This is a genomic window from Paractinoplanes rhizophilus, assembly GCF_042664765.1.
In the GTDB taxonomy this organism is placed as follows: Bacteria; Actinomycetota; Actinomycetes; order Mycobacteriales; family Micromonosporaceae; genus Actinoplanes; species Actinoplanes rhizophilus.
Genome location: NZ_JBHTBJ010000010.1, coordinates 112,476 through 128,563, shown reverse-complemented (window position 1 = coordinate 128,563; position 16,088 = coordinate 112,476). Strand labels below are relative to the sequence as shown.

The 16,088-nt window shown below is 72.9% G+C and carries 14 protein-coding genes; 8 read left to right on the top strand and 6 right to left on the bottom strand.

Going from position 1 to position 16,088, the window contains the following annotated elements:
* Positions 1-3: 3 nt before the first annotated feature.
* Positions 4-951 carry a 2,3,4,5-tetrahydropyridine-2,6-dicarboxylate N-succinyltransferase gene (gene dapD, locus ACFQS1_RS16510; RefSeq protein WP_378968861.1) on the bottom strand — a complete coding sequence of 316 codons (948 nt, stop codon included), beginning with the start codon at positions 949-951 and terminating at the stop codon, positions 4-6.
* Positions 952-1,026: 75 nt separating this feature from the next.
* Here dapD and dapE point away from each other — a divergent pair, with 75 nt between their 5' ends.
* A complete protein-coding gene (dapE, locus tag ACFQS1_RS16505; protein WP_378968859.1) occupies positions 1,027-2,106 on the top strand; it encodes a succinyl-diaminopimelate desuccinylase in 1,080 nt (359 codons plus the stop codon).
* 3 nt (positions 2,107-2,109) lie between these two features.
* On the opposite strand, the gene ACFQS1_RS16500 is transcribed toward dapE, so the two are convergent.
* On the bottom strand, positions 2,110-2,292 hold the full coding sequence (locus ACFQS1_RS16500; protein WP_378968858.1) for a hypothetical protein: 183 nt from the start codon (positions 2,290-2,292) through the stop codon (positions 2,110-2,112).
* Positions 2,293-2,499: 207 nt separating this feature from the next.
* On the opposite strand from ACFQS1_RS16500, the gene ACFQS1_RS16495 reads away from it, so the two are divergent.
* The 4 genes from ACFQS1_RS16495 to ACFQS1_RS16480 all read left to right on the top strand — a co-directional run bounded on the left by ACFQS1_RS16495 (position 2,500) and on the right by ACFQS1_RS16480 (position 11,539).
* Positions 2,500-3,279: an LOG family protein gene (locus ACFQS1_RS16495; protein ID WP_378968855.1), complete on the top strand. Its 780-nt coding sequence runs from the start codon at positions 2,500-2,502 to the stop codon at positions 3,277-3,279.
* A gap of 1 nt (position 3,280) precedes the next feature.
* The gene (locus tag ACFQS1_RS16490) at positions 3,281-3,823 is read left to right on the top strand and encodes an LOG family protein (protein WP_378968854.1); all 543 of its coding nucleotides are present in this window, start codon (positions 3,281-3,283) and stop codon (positions 3,821-3,823) included.
* 433 nt (positions 3,824-4,256) lie between these two features.
* On the top strand, positions 4,257-8,153 hold the full coding sequence (locus tag ACFQS1_RS16485; RefSeq protein ID WP_378968851.1) for a PD-(D/E)XK nuclease family protein: 3,897 nt from the start codon (positions 4,257-4,259) through the stop codon (positions 8,151-8,153).
* Complete coding sequence (locus tag ACFQS1_RS16480) at positions 8,150-11,539, top strand: UvrD-helicase domain-containing protein (RefSeq protein WP_378968850.1); 3,390 nt, start codon at positions 8,150-8,152, stop codon at positions 11,537-11,539. The genes ACFQS1_RS16485 and ACFQS1_RS16480 overlap by 4 nt, the downstream gene beginning before the upstream one ends.
* Here the strand turns inward: ACFQS1_RS16480 and ACFQS1_RS16475 are convergent.
* Positions 11,536-11,943, bottom strand: a complete 408-nt coding sequence (locus tag ACFQS1_RS16475; RefSeq protein ID WP_378968847.1) for a pilus assembly protein CpaE — start codon at positions 11,941-11,943, stop codon at positions 11,536-11,538. The two genes, ACFQS1_RS16480 and ACFQS1_RS16475, sit on opposite strands and share 4 nt — an antisense overlap.
* 223 nt (positions 11,944-12,166) lie before the next feature.
* Here ACFQS1_RS16475 and cspE point away from each other — a divergent pair, with 223 nt between their 5' ends.
* Complete coding sequence (cspE, locus tag ACFQS1_RS16470; protein WP_020513806.1) at positions 12,167-12,370, top strand: transcription antiterminator/RNA stability regulator CspE; 204 nt, start codon at positions 12,167-12,169, stop codon at positions 12,368-12,370.
* An 83-nt stretch (positions 12,371-12,453) separates the two neighbouring features.
* On the opposite strand, the gene ACFQS1_RS16465 is transcribed toward cspE, so the two are convergent.
* On the bottom strand, positions 12,454-13,167 hold the full coding sequence (locus tag ACFQS1_RS16465) for a lysophospholipid acyltransferase family protein (RefSeq protein ID WP_378968845.1): 714 nt from the start codon (positions 13,165-13,167) through the stop codon (positions 12,454-12,456).
* A 113-nt stretch (positions 13,168-13,280) separates the two neighbouring features.
* Here ACFQS1_RS16465 and ACFQS1_RS16460 point away from each other — a divergent pair, with 113 nt between their 5' ends.
* Complete coding sequence (locus ACFQS1_RS16460; protein ID WP_378968844.1) at positions 13,281-13,484, top strand: hypothetical protein; 204 nt, start codon at positions 13,281-13,283, stop codon at positions 13,482-13,484.
* Between the two features lie 36 nt (positions 13,485-13,520).
* Positions 13,521-14,402: an RAD23 family protein gene (locus tag ACFQS1_RS16455; RefSeq protein WP_378968842.1), complete on the top strand. Its 882-nt coding sequence runs from the start codon at positions 13,521-13,523 to the stop codon at positions 14,400-14,402.
* Here ACFQS1_RS16455 and ACFQS1_RS16450 read toward each other — a convergent pair.
* Entirely contained in the window at positions 14,399-15,337 is a 939-nt protein-coding gene (locus ACFQS1_RS16450; RefSeq protein WP_378968841.1) for an ABC transporter permease, read from the bottom strand. The genes ACFQS1_RS16455 and ACFQS1_RS16450 overlap by 4 nt on opposite strands.
* A complete protein-coding gene (locus ACFQS1_RS16445; protein ID WP_378968839.1) occupies positions 15,327-16,085 on the bottom strand; it encodes an ABC transporter ATP-binding protein in 759 nt (252 codons plus the stop codon). The genes ACFQS1_RS16450 and ACFQS1_RS16445 overlap by 11 nt, the downstream gene beginning before the upstream one ends.
* Positions 16,086-16,088: the final 3 nt, after the last annotated feature.

Here is a 16,088-nt window from a genome sequence, read left to right as displayed (position 1 = left end):
TCGTCAGTCGTTGGCGTGCAGGGCCGAGTTCAGCTCGATGCCGGTGCCGACGCGCGGGCGCGCCTCGAGGGTGCCGGTCACCGAGTTCTGCCAGAACAGCAGGTTGTCCTGCCCGCTCAGCTCGCGGGCCTTGACCACCCGGCCGTCGGGCAGGGTCAGCTTGGAGCCGGCGGTGATGTAGACGCCGGCCGCCACCACGCAGTCGTCGCCGAGCGAGATGCCGATCCCGGAGTTGGCTCCGATCAGGCTGCGCTCGCCGACGCTGACCCGGTCTTTCCCGCCGCCGGAGAGGGTGCCCATGATCGACGAGCCGCCGCCGATGTCGGAGCCGTCGCCGACCACGACGCCCTGCGTGATGCGGCCCTCGACCATCGAGACGCCGAGCGTGCCGGCGTTGTAGTTGACGAAGCCCTCGTGCATGACCGTGGTGCCGGCGGCCAGGTGGGCGCCGAGGCGCACCCGGTCGGCGTCGGCGATGCGCACCCCGGTCGGCGTGACGTAGTCGGTCATCCGCGGGAACTTGTCGAGGCCGTACACCTGCAGGTGGCGGCCCGCGGCCCGCTCGAGCAGGCGAAGCTCGTCGACCTTGTCGGGCGGGCACGGGCCGGCCGACGTCCACGCGACGTTGGCCAGCGCGCCGAAGATGCCGTCCAGGTTGATCGTGTTCGGCCGGGCCAGGCGGTGGGAGAGCAGGTGAAGCCGTAGGTACGCGTCCGGGGCATCCTTGATCGGGTCGCTCAGCGAGTCGATCGTGACGGACACCTCGATCACCGAGAGGCCCGGCAGCGAGCGCGGCCCGGTCAGCCCGGCCGGGAGCGCCGGCGTCTCGGCCGGAGCGTCGCCGAGGCCGAGGAAGCCGGTCGGATACCAGGTGTCCAGCACCTGGCCCTCCGCCGTGACGGTGGCCAGGCCGATACCCCAGGCGGGCGAGGTCGAGAGCGCGGTTTCCACGAGCCAGATCCTAGGGGACGTGACGAGGATCTTAACTCCGAGGGGGATTCGCCCGGTGCCGGTATGGTGCGGCTCATGGCCAACCCGCTTACCCCGGACGTGCTGGTCGACCCGGTCGTGCTGACCCGCGCCCTGGTGGACATCGAGTCCGTCTCCCGCAACGAGAAGGCGATCGCCGACTGTGTCGAGGAGGTCCTGCGGAAGGCGCCCTATCTGAGCGTGGGCCGGCTCGGCAACACGGTGATGGCCCGCACGGATCTCGGACGCGAACAGCGGGTGGTGCTGGCCGGTCACCTCGACACGGTGCCGATCAACAACAACTTCCCCTCGACGGTGGTCGACGACCTCATCTACGGCTGCGGCACGTCCGACATGAAGTCCGGCGCCGCGCTCGCGCTGCACCTGGCGGCGACGCTGCCCGACCCCGGATACGACATCACCTACCTCTTCTACGAGGCCGAGGAGATCGAGTCGCGGTACAACGGTCTCGCGCTGGTCGCCGAGGCGCACCCGGAGTGGCTGCGCGCCGAGTTCGCGGTGCTGCTCGAGCCGACGTACGGCGTGGTCGAGGCCGGCTGCCAGGGCACGTTGCGGGCGCTGGTGCGCACGCATGGCCGGCGGGCGCACACCGCCCGCGCCTGGCGCGGGGTCAACGCGATCCACGCGGCCGGCGAGGTGCTGCGGCGACTTCAGGATTACCGTCCCCGCACGGTCACGATCGACGGGTGTACGTATCGGGAAGGGCTCAACGCCGTTCGCATCGCCGGGGGTGTCGCCGGCAACGTGGTGCCGGACGAGTGCGTGGTCGAGGTCAACATGCGCTTCGCCCCCGACCGCACCGAGGAGCAGGCGTTCGAGCACGTGCGCGAGGTGTTCGAGGGCTTCGAGCTCGAGCGCACCGACTCGGCGCCGGGCGCGCTGCCCGGGCTCACCGCGGCGCCGGCCCGCGAGTTCCTCGCCGCGGTCGGCTCGGAGCCGGCGGCCAAGCTCGGCTGGACCGACGTGGCGCGCTTCGCGGCACTGGGCATCCCGGCGCTCAACTACGGCCCGGGCGATCCGCTGCTCGCGCACGGGCCCGACGAGCACGTCGAGATCGGCAAGATCCGGGACGGGGCGGCGACGCTGCACCGCTGGCTGGCCGCCCCCTCGTTCTAGCTTTTACAGGGCGTCGACCGGGAACCTGCCGATGGCGCGTAGTGCCTGCGGCGGGATCTCGACGGTCTTCTCGGGATCGCTCGGTGGCGGGGTCTCGGCGCGGGCCATCCGCCGCTCCTCGACCACCATCCGGATGCGCCGCTGCATGCGGCGCTGGGCCTTCATCCGCTCGTACCTGTTCGTCACGGTGGCTCCCTAAGCCAGGAGCCCGGCCGGGGCCGGGCGCCGTGCTGCCGTGGTTCCTAACGCTGCCGTGGATTCGTAACTGTACAGACGCTTAAGAGCTACCGTCCGTTGCTTCAACCTGCCAAAAAGGTCCGCCGGTGGCAATCCTCTTACCGAAACCCAACCGGTTATTCACCGGCTGCTGACCGTCCGCACTACCTTTGTGGCATGACGGACAGCACCAACGGGCGACGGCGCACGGCGCCGGAGCGTCATCGCGGAGCGGTCACGCTGCGCCGCGAATCCCTCCCCACGAGCACCGCCGACGAGAAACTGCTCGACTCGAGCAACCGGCGGGAGTGGCGGACCAAAGATGCCTGGCGATCGCTGCGCATCCTGTCCGAGTTCGTCGAGGGCTTCGACACGCTGGCCGACCTGCCGCCGGCCGTGAGTGTCTTCGGCTCGGCGCGCAGCAAGCCCGACAGCGTCGAGTGCGAGATGGCCGCCGACCTCGGCGCCGCGCTGGCCGAGGCCGGGTACGCGGTGATCACCGGGGGCGGGCCGGGCGTGATGGAGGCGGCCAACCGCGGGGCCACCGAGGCCGGCGGCATGTCCGTCGGGCTCGGCATCGAGCTCCCGTTCGAGCAGGGCCTCAACGACTGGGTCGACGTCGGCATCGACTTCCGGTACTTCTTCGTCCGCAAGACCATGTTCGTCAAGTACGCGCAGGCGTTCGTGGTGCTGCCCGGCGGGTTCGGCACGCTCGACGAGCTGTTCGAGGCGATCACGCTGGTGCAGACCAAGAAGGTCACCCGCTTCCCGGTGATCCTGATGGGCGCCGAGTACTGGTCGGGCCTGCTCGATTGGATCAAGCAGACGCTGCTCAAGGACGGCAAGGTGAGCGAGTCGGACCTCGACCTCATCCAGGTCACCGACGACGTCGACGAGGCCGTACAGATCATCGTGAACGCCGACGCGGCCCTCGCCGCCGCCGACGGGAAGCGGTGACGTGGCCGCTATCTGCGTCTTCTGCGCCTCCTCCAGCACCCTCGATCAGAAATGGCTCGACCTGGCCACGCAGACGGGCGCCGAGCTCGCCGCCCGCGGCCACACGCTCGTCTCCGGCGGCGGCTGCGTCGGCATGATGGGCGCGGTCGCCGACGGCGCCCGCTCCGGCGGGGCACACACGCTCGGCGTGATCCCGCAGTCCCTGGTCGACCTCGAGGTCGCCGACCTGAACGCGGACGAGCTGATCGTCACCGGCGACATGGGCGCCCGGAAGAACCTGATGATCGAGCGGTCGGACGCGTTCCTCACCCTGCCCGGTGGCCTCGGCACCCTCGACGAGCTGTTCGAGGTGTGGACCACCGCCACGCTCGACCTGCACGCCAAGCCGATCGTGCTGCTCGATCCGGACGGCTTCTACGACGGTCTGCTCGCCTGGCTCGACCAGCTGGCCGGCACCGCGTTCGTGCGGCCGGCCGCGCTGGCCCGGGTCTCGGTGGCCAAATCGATCGGCGAGGCGCTCGACCAGATCGAGTCCGCGTCGTAAAAGGGGGGCGCCGTGAAAGGTGCGTCGTGAAAGGTGCGTCGTGAAAGGTGCCACGCCGGGCGGGTGTCACCACACCCGCCCGGCGTGGCCTCGGCCCCGGTGAGCCCGCGGGTGGAGCCGGGGGCGCGCCAGCAGCACGCTCTCACCGGACGCGCTCGGTGCGCTCGCGCCGGATTCACCCGACGGGGTCGCAACTCGCCGGGGCACGTCCCTCTCAATCGGTCTAAATCGACCCTGGCCCCCGTTCGGGGGACCGTCAAGACATGTCGATCGGTAATCGCTCGATTACTCGTGCCGGTCGATATGGCCCACCCGTTCGTCTCGGACGAGCTGACGACCGGGCCGGCCGCGGCGTGAGCGTTGATCGAGGCCGGCGCCAGGTGCGGCAGGCCGCGCGTCGAAAACGTCGTACCCCCGTGGTTTCCTTGATGCCGTGAGCACGCCGGCCGCTTCCGCCTCGGTGCGCCGGCCTGTCTATCGCCTGGTCCGGCGCCGCCCCGCCGTGCTGCCCACGCTGATCCCCGATGAGCTGCACAACTACGTGTCGGCGCACGCCGACGGCCCGCTGCTCGTGGTCGGCGGGCCCGGCACCGGCAAGACCACGATGCTCGTCGAGTCGGTGGCGGCGCGCATCGCCGAGGGCGTCGACCCCGAGCGCATCCTGGTCCTGACCTTCGGCCGCCGCGGCGCCGCGGCCCTGCGCGACCGCATCGAGGCGCGGATAGCCGGCGACCGAGGCCGCATCATGCACGAGCCGTTGGTGCGCACGTTCCACGCGTATTCCTATGCCCTGCTCCGCCGCTCGGCCGCCGAGCGCGGCGAGCCGTCGCCACGCCTGCTCACCGGCCCCGAGCAAGACCTGATCATCCGTGAGCTCCTCGAGGTGGTCGGCGACCCCGGCGAGCCCGACCAGATCGGCTGGCCCGAGGCCCTCCGGTCGGCGATCCCCACCAGGGCCTTCGCCCAGCAGCTGCGCGACCTGATGCAGCGCGCCGCCGAGCGCGGCGTCGGCCCCGCCGAGCTGGCCCGCCTGGGCGAGCGCCTGGGCCGCGACGACTGGCCGGCGGCGGCGCGCTTCCTGCGGGAGTACGTCGCGGTGCTCGCCCTGCGCGACGTCACCACCCGCGGCTCCAGCGCGTACGATCCCGCCGAGCTGGTCCGCGCCGCGTCCGGCCTGCTGGCCGACGACCCCGCCCTGCTCGCCGCCGAGCGCGACCGCTTGGCGTTCGTCTACGTCGACGAGCTGGCCGACACCGACCCCGCCCAGATCCACCTCCTCCATCAGGTCGCCGGCGGTGGCAAGCCCCTGGTCGCCTTCGCCGACCCCGACTCGTCCATCTACGCCTTCCGCGGCGCCGACCCCACCGCCGTGAGCTCCTTCCCGGCCAGGTTCCGCACCGCCTCGGGCGCCGTCGCCGAGACCATCACCCTGCACACCAACTACCGCGCCGCGTCCGCGTTGCTGACGGTGACCTCCCGGGTGGCCCGCCACATGCGAGGCCCGATCACCCACCGCCCGATGCACCCACCCGCGCCCCCCACCGCGCCCGCGTCTCCCACCGCGCCCGCGTCTCCCACCGCGCCCGCGTCTCCCACCGCGCCCGCGCAACCTGGCGTTTCCGCGCAACCTGATGGGTCCGCCCAGGCGGCCGGCCGGGCACGCACGCCGGATCCTCTTGCCGAGGGCGCGGTCGTGCGCACCTTCCGGGCATCTACCGCCGAGAGCGCATATGTCGCCCACGCCCTGCGCGAGGCGCACCTGCTGCACGGCGTCCCCTGGTCCCGGATGGCGGTCCTGCTCCGCTCGACCTCCCTGCAGCTGCCGTCCTACCAGCGAGCCCTCGCCGCCGCCGGGGTCCCGACGGTGACCCACGCCGAGGACATGCCGCTGCACCTGCAGCCGGCCGTGGCGCCCTTCCTCCTGCTGCTGCGCTGCGCCCTCGACCCCGAGGCGCTCAACGAGGAAGCGGCGGTCGCCCTCCTGCACTCGCCGCTGGGCGGCGCCGACCCCCTGGCCGAGCGTCGCCTCCGCCAGGGCCTGCGCGCCCTCGCGCTGGCCGCCGGCGATCGGCGGCCCTCCGGCGAGCTGCTGGTCGACGCCGTCCGCGACCCGGCCGGCCTGGACATGGTCGAGCGCCGCTGGGCCGCTCCCGCGCAGCAGGTCGCCCGCCTGATCGCCACCGCCCGCGCGGCGGCCGCCGAGCCCGGCGCGAACGCCGAGCAGGTCCTCTGGACGGTCTGGCGCGCCAGCGGCCTGTCCGACCGGTGGTATGGGATGAGCACCCGCGTCGGCCTCGCCGACGACGCCGACGTGGCCCGGGCCCGGCAGTGGCGCGCCGAGGCCGCCGACCGCGATCTCGACTCGATGGTCGTCTTGTTCGACGCGGCCGCCCGCTTCGTCGACCGCCTGCCCGGCGCCCGCACCGAGGTCTTCCTCGACCACGTGCTGGGCCAAGACCTCCCGGCCGACTCGATCGCCCCGAGCGCCGACCGCGGCGAGGCCGTTCGCCTGCTCACCGCGCACGCCGCCAAGGGCCTGGAGTGGGACGTCGTGGTGCTGGCCGGCGTCCAGGAGGGCATCTGGCCCGACCTGCGCCTGCGCGGCAGCCTGCTCGGCTCCGAACGCCTGGTCGACGTCCTGGCCGGCCGGGTGGCCACCGGCCCGGCCGCGGTCGTCGGCGAGACCTCGGCACTGCTCGACGAGGAGCGCCGCCTCTTCTACGTGGCCGCCACCCGCGCCCGCCGCAAACTGATCGTCACCGCCGTGGCCTCGGCCGGCGTCGGCGGCGCCGAGGGCGAGGAGCAGCCCAGCCGCTTCCTCACCGAGCTGTCCTTCCCGCTCCCGGGCGACCCGGGAACCCCGCCGCCGCCCCCCGACATGCCGCCGCCCCCGGACGTGCCACCAGAGCCGGACCCATGGGACGCCGGCCCGCCCGGCACGGACGCCGGCCCGCCCGACACGGACGCCGGCCCGCCCGACACGGACGCCGGCCCGCCCGACACGGACGCCGGCCCGCCCGACACGGACGCCGGCCCGCCCGACACGGACGCCGGCGCGCCCGGGAACGAGGCCGACCCATCCGCAAGCGACGCGGGCCCATCCGGGGGCGACATGGGACCAGCCGACGCCAAGACCGGCCCGGCCCAAGCCAGAGCAGCCGAAGCCCGCTCGGCCACAACCAGTCCGGCCACAACCAGTCCGGCCACAACCAGTCCGGCCGCAGCCAGCTCGGGCGCAGCCGAAGCTGAGAAGGGCCTCGCCGAGGCGCGGGCGGCCGCCGCGACTCGATCGAATGGGAGCGACGCGGGGGAGTCGCGGTCGTTCCCCGAGACCGAGATCCCGGTGGGGCGGGCGCCGCGTGCCCTGACGCTGGCCGGTCTGGTGGCCGAGCTGCGTACCGTCGTCGTCGGCCGTGACCAGACGCCGGCCCGGCGGTTCGCCGCCGCGAAAGAGCTCGCCCGCCTGGCCGCGGCCGGGGTGCCGGGCGCGCACCCGGACGAGTGGTGGGGTCTGCGGCCGCTCTCCGACGACCGGCCGCTGGTCGACGAGGGTGAGCCGGTCAAGGTCACGCCGTCCTCGATGGAGAGCGCCCTCCGCTGCAGCCTGCGCTGGCTCCTCGAGCGCCATGGCGGCGCCGCGCCACCCGGGCCGGCTCAGGGCGTCGGCAACCTCGTGCACGCCGCGGCCATGCTCGCCGAGGACGCCAACGCCGACCGGGAGAAGCTCGTCGAGTACGTGTCGGCGCGATTCGACGCGATCGAGCTGGCCGCCCGCTGGCTGTCCGGGCCGGAGCAGGAGCGCGCCGAGGGGATGGTCGACAAGCTGCTGCGCTGGCTCGCCGCCAACCCGCGGCGGCTGCTGGCGATCGAGCACGAGTTCACCGTGCGGCTCGAGGACGAGCGGCGGCCGATCCAGCTCACCGGGCGGGTGGACCGGCTCGAGGTGGACGAGGAGGGCCGGCTCGTCGTGATCGACCTCAAGACCGGCAAGACGACCGCCGTGTCGAACGCCGATCTCGAGGAGCACGCCCAGCTGGCCGGCTACCAGGCCGCCGTCGAGGCCGGCGCCTTCGCCGACCACGGCGCCGAGAGCGGCGGCGCGGCGCTGGTGCAGCTCGGTCCGGGCAAGGACGCCCGCGAGCAGATGCAGGTGCCGCTGGCTCAGGCGACCGATCCGCGATGGGCGTACGAGATGGTCCGGCGCACCGCCGAGACGATGGCCGCTGCTACCTTCTCCGCCGTGGCGAACAACCGGTGCCGGGTCTGCCCGGTCCGCACCAGCTGCCCGATCTCCGGCAAGGGACGTCAGGTAGTAGAAGATACGCAGTGACCCAGCCCAGCCTCTTCGCCGACGAACCGGCGGCGCCGCGCCGCCGTGCCGACTCGGGACCGCGATACACGCCGTCCGAGCTGGCCAGGCTGTTGCGCCTGCCGCGGCCGACCGACGAGCAGGAAACGATCATCTCGGCGCCGGTGCAGCCGCTGCTGGTGGTGGCGGGGGCGGGCTCGGGCAAGACCGAGACGATGGCGTCCCGGGTGGTGTGGCTGGTCGCCAACGGGTACGCGCATCCCGACCAGATCCTCGGCCTCACCTTCACCCGGAAGGCGGCCGGCGAGCTCGCGCATCGGGTGCGCACCCGCCTCGGCCAGCTGGTGCGCCGGCTGGGCCGGGACGACGCGCTGGTCGGCGAGGCGACCATTTCCACCTATCACTCGTACGCGGCCCGGGTGGTCACCGAGCACGGCCTGCGCGCCGGCTTCGAGCCGTCCGCCCGGCTGCTCACCGAGGCGGCCCGCTGGCAGATCGTCGACTCGCTGGTCCGCGCGTACACGGGCGAAATGACCGGCCTGAACCGCGCCCCCGGCACGGTGACCGACGACGTGCTCGCGCTCGCCGCCGAGCTGGCCGACCATCTCGTCACCCCGGACGAGCTGGCCGCCTGGACCGGGCGCTTCTTCGCCGAGGTGCAGGAGATGCCGGGCCGGGTCTACAAGGACGTGGCCGACGCGCTGCAGCGCCAGCGGCACCGGCTCACCCTGCTGCCCCTCGTGCGCCTCTACGAGCAGCGCAAGCTCGACCTGGAGGCGATGGACTTCGGCGACCAGATGGCCCGCGCCGCGCTGGTGGCCCGGGACCACCCGGAGGTCGGCGAGATCGAGCGCGGCCGGTTCCGGATCGTGCTGCTGGACGAGTACCAGGACACCAGCCACGCTCAGGTGACCATGCTGAACGCGCTTTTCGGCGGCGGCCACCCGGTGACCGCGGTCGGCGACCCGTGCCAGTCGATCTACGGCTGGCGCGGCGCCTCGGCGGGCACCCTTGACCGCTTCCCGCGCGAGTTCGTCACCGGCGACGGCCGCGACGCCCCGGTCCGGAGCCTCACCAAGAGCTGGCGCAACCGCCCGGAGATCCTCGAGGTGGCCAACGAGCTGTCCCGCCCGCTGCGCGATTTCGGTGCCCAGGTGGCCACCCTGCAGGCGGCGCCCCGGGTGGCGGCCAGCGTCGGCGGCCGCACGGTCACCTGCGCGCTGCTGGAGACGTACGCGCAAGAGGCCGACTGGATCGCCGACCAGATGCTCGCCGCCTGGCGGATCACGGCCGGCATGCTCGACGCGGCGCCCGAGCAGATCCCGGTGGAGAAGCGTCCGACCAGCGCCGTGCTGGTGCGGGTGCGCAGCCAGATCCTGGCGATCGAGCAGGCGCTGCGCGCCCGCGGCCTGCCGGTCGAGGTGGTCGGCCTGGGCGGTCTGCTGGACACCCCCGAGGTACGCGACGTGGTGTCCACGCTGCGGGTGCTGGCCGACCCGACCGACGGGGCGTCGCTGCTGCGCCTGCTGACCGGCGCGCGCTGGCGGATCGGCCCGCGTGACCTGGTGGCCCTGCACCGCCGGGCCCGCGGTCTGGCCGCCGCCCGCGCCGAGGTGGTCAGCCGGGCCGACCCGGAGGAGTTCCTGAGCGACCGGCTCGACGACGCCACCCTGATCGAGGCGATGGCCGATCTGGGCGCGCCTCAGCAGTACTCCGCCGAGGGGTACGCCCGGCTGCGCGCGTACAGCCGGGAGCTGAGCGCCCTGCGGCAGCGCCTGGACCAGCCGCTGCCCGATCTGGTGGCCGACATCGAGCGCACCGCGGGCCTCGACGTCGAGGTCGCCGTGCGCGGCTGGCGAGCCGGGGACGCGGGCCTGGCGCGCGGCCACCTGGACGCGCTGGGCGACGTGGCGGCCCGCTACGCCGCCGAGACCGACGGCGGCACGCTGGCCGGCTTCCTGGCGTTCCTGGCCGCCGCCGAGGAGGAGGAACGCGGGCTCGAGCCGGGCCAGGTCGACGTGGTGGAGGGCGCGGTGCAGATCCTGACCGCGCACGCCGCGAAGGGCCTGGAGTGGGACGTGGTGTCGGTGGCCGGGCTGAGCCGGGGCGTCTGGCCGGGCCAGGTGCGCGCCACCGACCATTACCTGATGGGCATCGGGGTGCTGCCGTTCCCGCTGCGCGGCGACGCCGAGGGGCTGCCCCGGCTCGACCTTTCCGAGGCGGTCGACCAGAAGGGCGTGCTGGCGGCGGTCACCGCGTTCGGCCGGGCTTGGCGGGAGCACGACGAGAGAGAAGAACGGCGTCTCGCGTACGTGGCGGTGACCCGTCCCCGCCGCCTGCTGCTGTGTTCCGGTTACTGGTGGGGCGACGGCGTGAAGCGGCCGCGCGGCCCGTCGGTCTTCCTCGACGAGATCCGCGCGACCTGTGCGGCCGGCTCGGGGGTGGTGGACCGCTGGGTGCCGGAACCGGCCCCGGACGCCTCGAATCCGGCCGGCGACGAGGTGCAGTCCTTGGAGTGGCCGCTCGACCCGCTGGGCCGCCGCCGCCCCGCCATGACGGCCGCGGCCGACCTGATCCGCCGCATGATCGCCCGGCCCGAGGCCTCGGCCGCCGAGGCGTTCGCCGACCTGGCCGCCCACGACCCCGAGATCGCCGCCCGGGCAGGTTTCGCGGCCGACCTGGTGGGCCTGCCGACGCTCGACGAACCCGGGGACGAGGACATCGTGCGGTGGCGGCGCGAAGCGGATCTGCTGCTGGCCGAGCGGGAGGAGCGGTCCCGCCGGGACGGGCCGATCGAGGTGGCGCTGCCCGCCCACCTGTCCGTCTCGCAGCTGGTGGTGCTGCGCCGCGACCCGCAGGGGCTGGCCCGGTCGCTGCGCCGTCCGCTGCCGCAGCGGCCGACGCCGTATGCCCGCCGCGGCACCGCCTTCCACGCCTGGCTGGAGCAGCGCTTCGGCTCGGCCCGGCTGATCGACATCGACGAGCTGCCCGGCGCGGCCGACGACGACGCGGCCGCCGACGAGGAACTGGCGGCCCTGCAGGAGGCGTTTTTGACGGGGGAGTGGGCCGACCGCACCCCGATCGAGGTGGAGGTCCCGTTCGCGACCTCGGTGGCCGGCGTGGTGGTGCGTGGCCGGATGGACGCGGTCTTCGCCGATTCGGGCAACCGCTACGACGTGATCGACTGGAAGACCGGCCGCCGCCCGTCCGGACCCGCGGCCGAGGCGGCCGCGGTCCAGCTGGCCGCATACCGGATCGCCTGGGCGTCGCTGGCGGGCGTGCCGGTGAACCGGGTGCGCGCGGGCTTCCACTACGTGCGCGAGCAGGTCACGGTCCGGCCCGCCGACCTGCTGGACGCCGACGCGCTGGCGGCCCTGATCGCCGAGGTGCCCGAATCGGGTGACTAGTCGGTGGCCGCCGCGAGCAGGTGCAGCAGCGCGGCGGCGTACGCGTCCTCGGCGCCCGGACCCACGAACTCCCGCTCCTCGCCCAGCAGAGCGATGGTCACCGCATAGCCCGCGGGATCGCGGCGAAGCCCGCGGAAAGTCCCGCCGAGCAGCTCCCGCAGCTGGTCCTCGCGGGGCAGCCAGACGGTCTCCTCGATCTCCACGTCGTCGAGCGCCCACTCGGTGGTGCCGTTGAAGCCGATCACCCGTCCCTCCGGCATCGTGTGCACCTCGATGGTCATGTTGCTGAGCACGAAGACCTCGTCGTCGAGATCGCGGTCCGGGATGGCGAAATGGTCGCCGAGCGCCGGCTTCCAGACCAGCCCGGCCTCCTTGAGCTGTCGTGCGAGTTGTGCGCCGATCACCGCTGAGCCTCCATACCCGTGCTACGCTCCGACCGTTGTTCGTTTGGTTCCCAAGTACTCAGGAGCGCCTGTGGGGAAGTCTGCCCCAGGCGCTCTTTGTCGTAACCCGGATTCCTCCGGTACGGGCGATCAGTACGGCGACACGAGACTCGGGGAAACCGGGTCTTACCACCTCGCTCCAGTCCATAATGGTCAAGAGCGATCGACCGTCGAGGAGACGATCATGGTTACCGGCGTTGTGAAGTGGTTCAACGCGGACAAGGGCTTCGGGTTCATCACCCCCGACGACGGCGGTGCCGACGTCTTCGCCCACTTCTCCGCGATCCAGATGTCGGGCTACCGCAGCCTGGAAGAGAACCAGCGGGTCGAGTTCGAGGTCACCCAGGGCCAGAAGGGCCCGCAGGCCGCGAACATCCGCGCCCTCTGATCTCGGCCGAGATCGGGTCAAACAAGGCGGCGCCGCACCCCTCGCCGAGGGATGCGGCGCCGTTCGCCCTGGTGGCGTGCCGATCAGACGGCTGCTGCCTGCGGCAGCGGCGCCGTGCCGCCGAGGTGGGCGGGAAGCCACCAGCGGTCGTCGTCGCTTGCGGGTTTTTCCGGGTACGCCCTCTGCACGGCGTCCAGGAGGCCGCTGAGGCGCTCCTTCAGCAGTGCGGTCAGCGCGTCCGGTGAGACGCCCTTGGGCATCTCGATCGCCTCGCCCACCTTGATCAGCACCGGCACGTGCCGTTTGGTCAGCTCTTTCGGGTGGCCCTTGGTCCACATCCGGTGCGGGCCCCAGACCGCCATCGGGATCAGCGGCACCTTGGCCGTGCGGGCCAGCCGGACCGCCCCCGACTTCAGCTCCTTGACCGTGAACGACTCGCTGATCGTCGCCTCGGGGAACACGCCGACCACCTCGCCGCCCTTGAGCGCGTTGGTGGCCGCGCGGAACGACCCGGCGCCCGCGTCCCGGTCGACCGGGATGTGCCGCATGCCGCGCATCAGCGGGCCGCTGATCTTGTGGTCGAAGACCGACTTTTTCGCCATGAACCGGACCAGCCGCTTGGCCGGCTGGGCGGCCAGGCCGCAGAAGATGAAGTCCAGGTAGCTCACATGGTTGCTCGCGAGCACCGCACCGCCCTCCGCGGGGATGTGCTCGGCGCCGTCGATCTGAATACGCAGGTCGAGCGCGCGGAACATCGTCTTGGCGAAGGCGATGACCGGGGGATACACGAGTTCCATGGAAAGACGGTAGCGGACCTTTCTGAAGATCGGCTGGTTCGGGTGCAACCGTGCGGCCGCCGACTGCGTCTAACCCTGTGACGCTTCTGTTCGCCGGGCCCGGGAGGAATCGCATGCGCAGCACGCCGGCCCGCCGTGAGCTGGCCTTCGTGCTGGCCGTGGCCTGCGCCGGCCTGGCCCTGGTGCTCGTGGTGGTGTTCGCGCCGTGGTATCCGGCCGCCCCGCGCGCCACCGCCGACCTGACCTCGGTCGGCGACCGCATCGCGCACCTCGTGGGCGACGACCAGCGGGACGGAGACCCGGCGCTGACGCGGTGACCCGGGTTCTCAGGTGCGTGGTGTTCACTGGGATTCATGTCTGAGCCGCCCCCGGAGACGTTCGCCTGGCAGCGCCCCGGCGACCGGTTCGCGTCGGGCATGGTGGCCGCGCCGCGGCTCCCGGGCGCGCCGGCGCCGGCCCCGCCCGAGCCGCCGCGGCCCGACGGCCCGCGGCGCCGCCGGCGGCAACTTCAGATCTTCGGGGGCATCGCCGGCGGGATCGTCGCGATCGGCCTGGTGATCATCCTGGCGCTGGCGTTCTCGGGGGACACCAACCCCTTTCGCGACAAGGCCTCCGCCCCCACCGACGTACGCCCGCCGCTGGCCCAGGCCTGCCCGGCACCGACCGAGTCGCCCAACGCCGCGCCCACCGCGGTGCCGAGCGCGCCGCCGGCTGCCACCGGCGCCCGCACGGTCGACGAGGAGGCCGGCATCTCGTATCGGGCGTACGGCGCGCCGTGGGTGCCGTGGGACGACGTGTGGCGGGCCGGGACGCTGGAGGTCCCGTACAAGGTCGGCCAGCACTTCGTGACCGAGAACTACAGCGCCGGCCAGTACCACGCCTCGATCCTGTCGGCCGCCGTCCCGGCCGCCGACAACGACGCGGTGTCGCTCAACCTCGAGTGCGTGGGTCGGCAGGTGGCCGCCGACGTCCGGGCCGAGTACTACCCGCAGCCCAACACGCTGGAGACGATCAGGGACGGCCTGACCACCCTGGGCGGGCGCCCGGCCTATCTGAGCGAGTTCCGCCTGCACTTCCACGCACGGGGCCTGACCGCCACCGACGAGCTCTCCGCGGTGGCGGTCATCGACGTGGGCAAGCCCACGGCGGCGGTCCTCTATGTCTCCATCCCAGGCACCCACAAGCAGTGGGACTACGTGGTCGAGGACGTCATGAAGTCGGTCCGGGTCCGCTAGCTGCTGGTGAGACCCCAGCGCTTGCGGAGCGCGTTGTCGGCGGTGTTGAAGAGCACGTCGATCAGGATGCCGATCACCAGGACCACGATGATGTAGCAGATCACCAGGCTGGAGTCGGACAGGTCGCGCGCCTGCTGCATGCGTACCCCGATGGACAGCGCGCCCGGCACGATGACCAGGAGCTCGCCGGCCATCAGGCTGCGCCACGAGAACGCCCACCCCTGCTTGAGGCCCAAGATGAACGACGGCAGCGACGCCGGCAGGATCAGGTGCCGGTACTTCGCCAGGCCACGCATGCCCAGCACCTGCCCGACCCGCAGCCAGGTGCGCGGCACGTAGTCGATGCCGCTGATCAGGCCGTTCGCCACCGATGGCGCGGCGCCGAGGACGACCACGAACAGGATCGCGCTCTCGCTGATCTGGAAGAGCAGGATGGCCAGCGGGAACCACATGATCGACGGCATCGTCTGGAGGCCGGTGATCAGCGAGCCGATCGCGGCCCGCAGCGGCGCGAAGCGGGAGACCGCCGCGCCGACGACCGTGCCGATCAGCACGGCCAGCGCGAATCCGGTCAGCGCCCGGATCAGCGTGAGGCGTACGCCGTCCCAGAAGCCGCCGTCGGTGAGCACGCCGCCCAGGTCGCGTACGACGGTCTCGGGGCCGGGCAGCACGTACTCCGGCTTCCATTCCGACCAGACCACGGCCTGCCAGACGATCAGCACGATGGCGACGGCGAGCAGCTTGGGCCAGGCGCTCCGCCAGATCCGCTTGCCGGCCGCGCCGGTGCGGGCGTGGCCCGCGAGCTCGAGCGCGTCCAGCCCGGTGACCTCGGCGGCCTGCGGGTTGACGGCCACTTTCGCCGGCGTCGCGGGGACGGCCGCCTCGGCCGTGCCGCTTTCCAGCCCGGCGCGGGCGGACGGGTACTTAATGGGCATGGCGGGCCACCTCCGCGCGGAGCCGGTCGGTGATCTCGGCGGCTTGGCCGGAGACCTCGGGCGAGTCGATGCGCCGGGGGCGCTCGTGGGCGACCGGGAAGTCCTCGATCACCCGGCCGGGCCGGCTGCTGAGCAGGATCACCCGGTCGCCGAGCCGGACCGCCTCGCGCACGTTGTGGGTCACGAACAGGACCGTGAGCTCCTGTTCGCGCCAGATCCGCTCGAGTTCGTCGTGCAGGATGTCGCGGGTCATCGCGTCGAGCGCGCCGAACGGCTCGTCCATCAGCAGGATGTCGGCGTCCTGCGCCAGCGCGCGGGCGAGTGCCACGCGCTGGCGCATGCCGCCGGAGAGCTCGTGCGGCCGCTTGCCGCCGAAGCCGCGCAGCCGCACGACCTCCAGCAGCTCCTCGGCGCGCTTGCGGCGCTCGGCCCGGCCGGCGCCCTGCAGCCGCAGCGGCAGCTCGACGTTGCCGGATACCGAGAGCCAGGGGAAGAGCGCGGGCTCCTGGAACATCAGCGACACCTTCCGCCCGCCGGTGTCCAGGGTGCCCCCGCTGATCTTGTCGAGCCCCGCGACCAGCGAGAGCAGCGTGCTCTTGCCGCAGCCGGAGGCGCCGAGCAGGCAGACGAACTCGCCCGGCCGGACGGTCAGCGAGACCCGGTCGAGCGCCAGCAGCGCCGAGCTGCCCGACCCGTACTGCTTGGCGACGTTGTCGAGGCGGACCAGGGGATGTTCCAGGACGCGCATGGT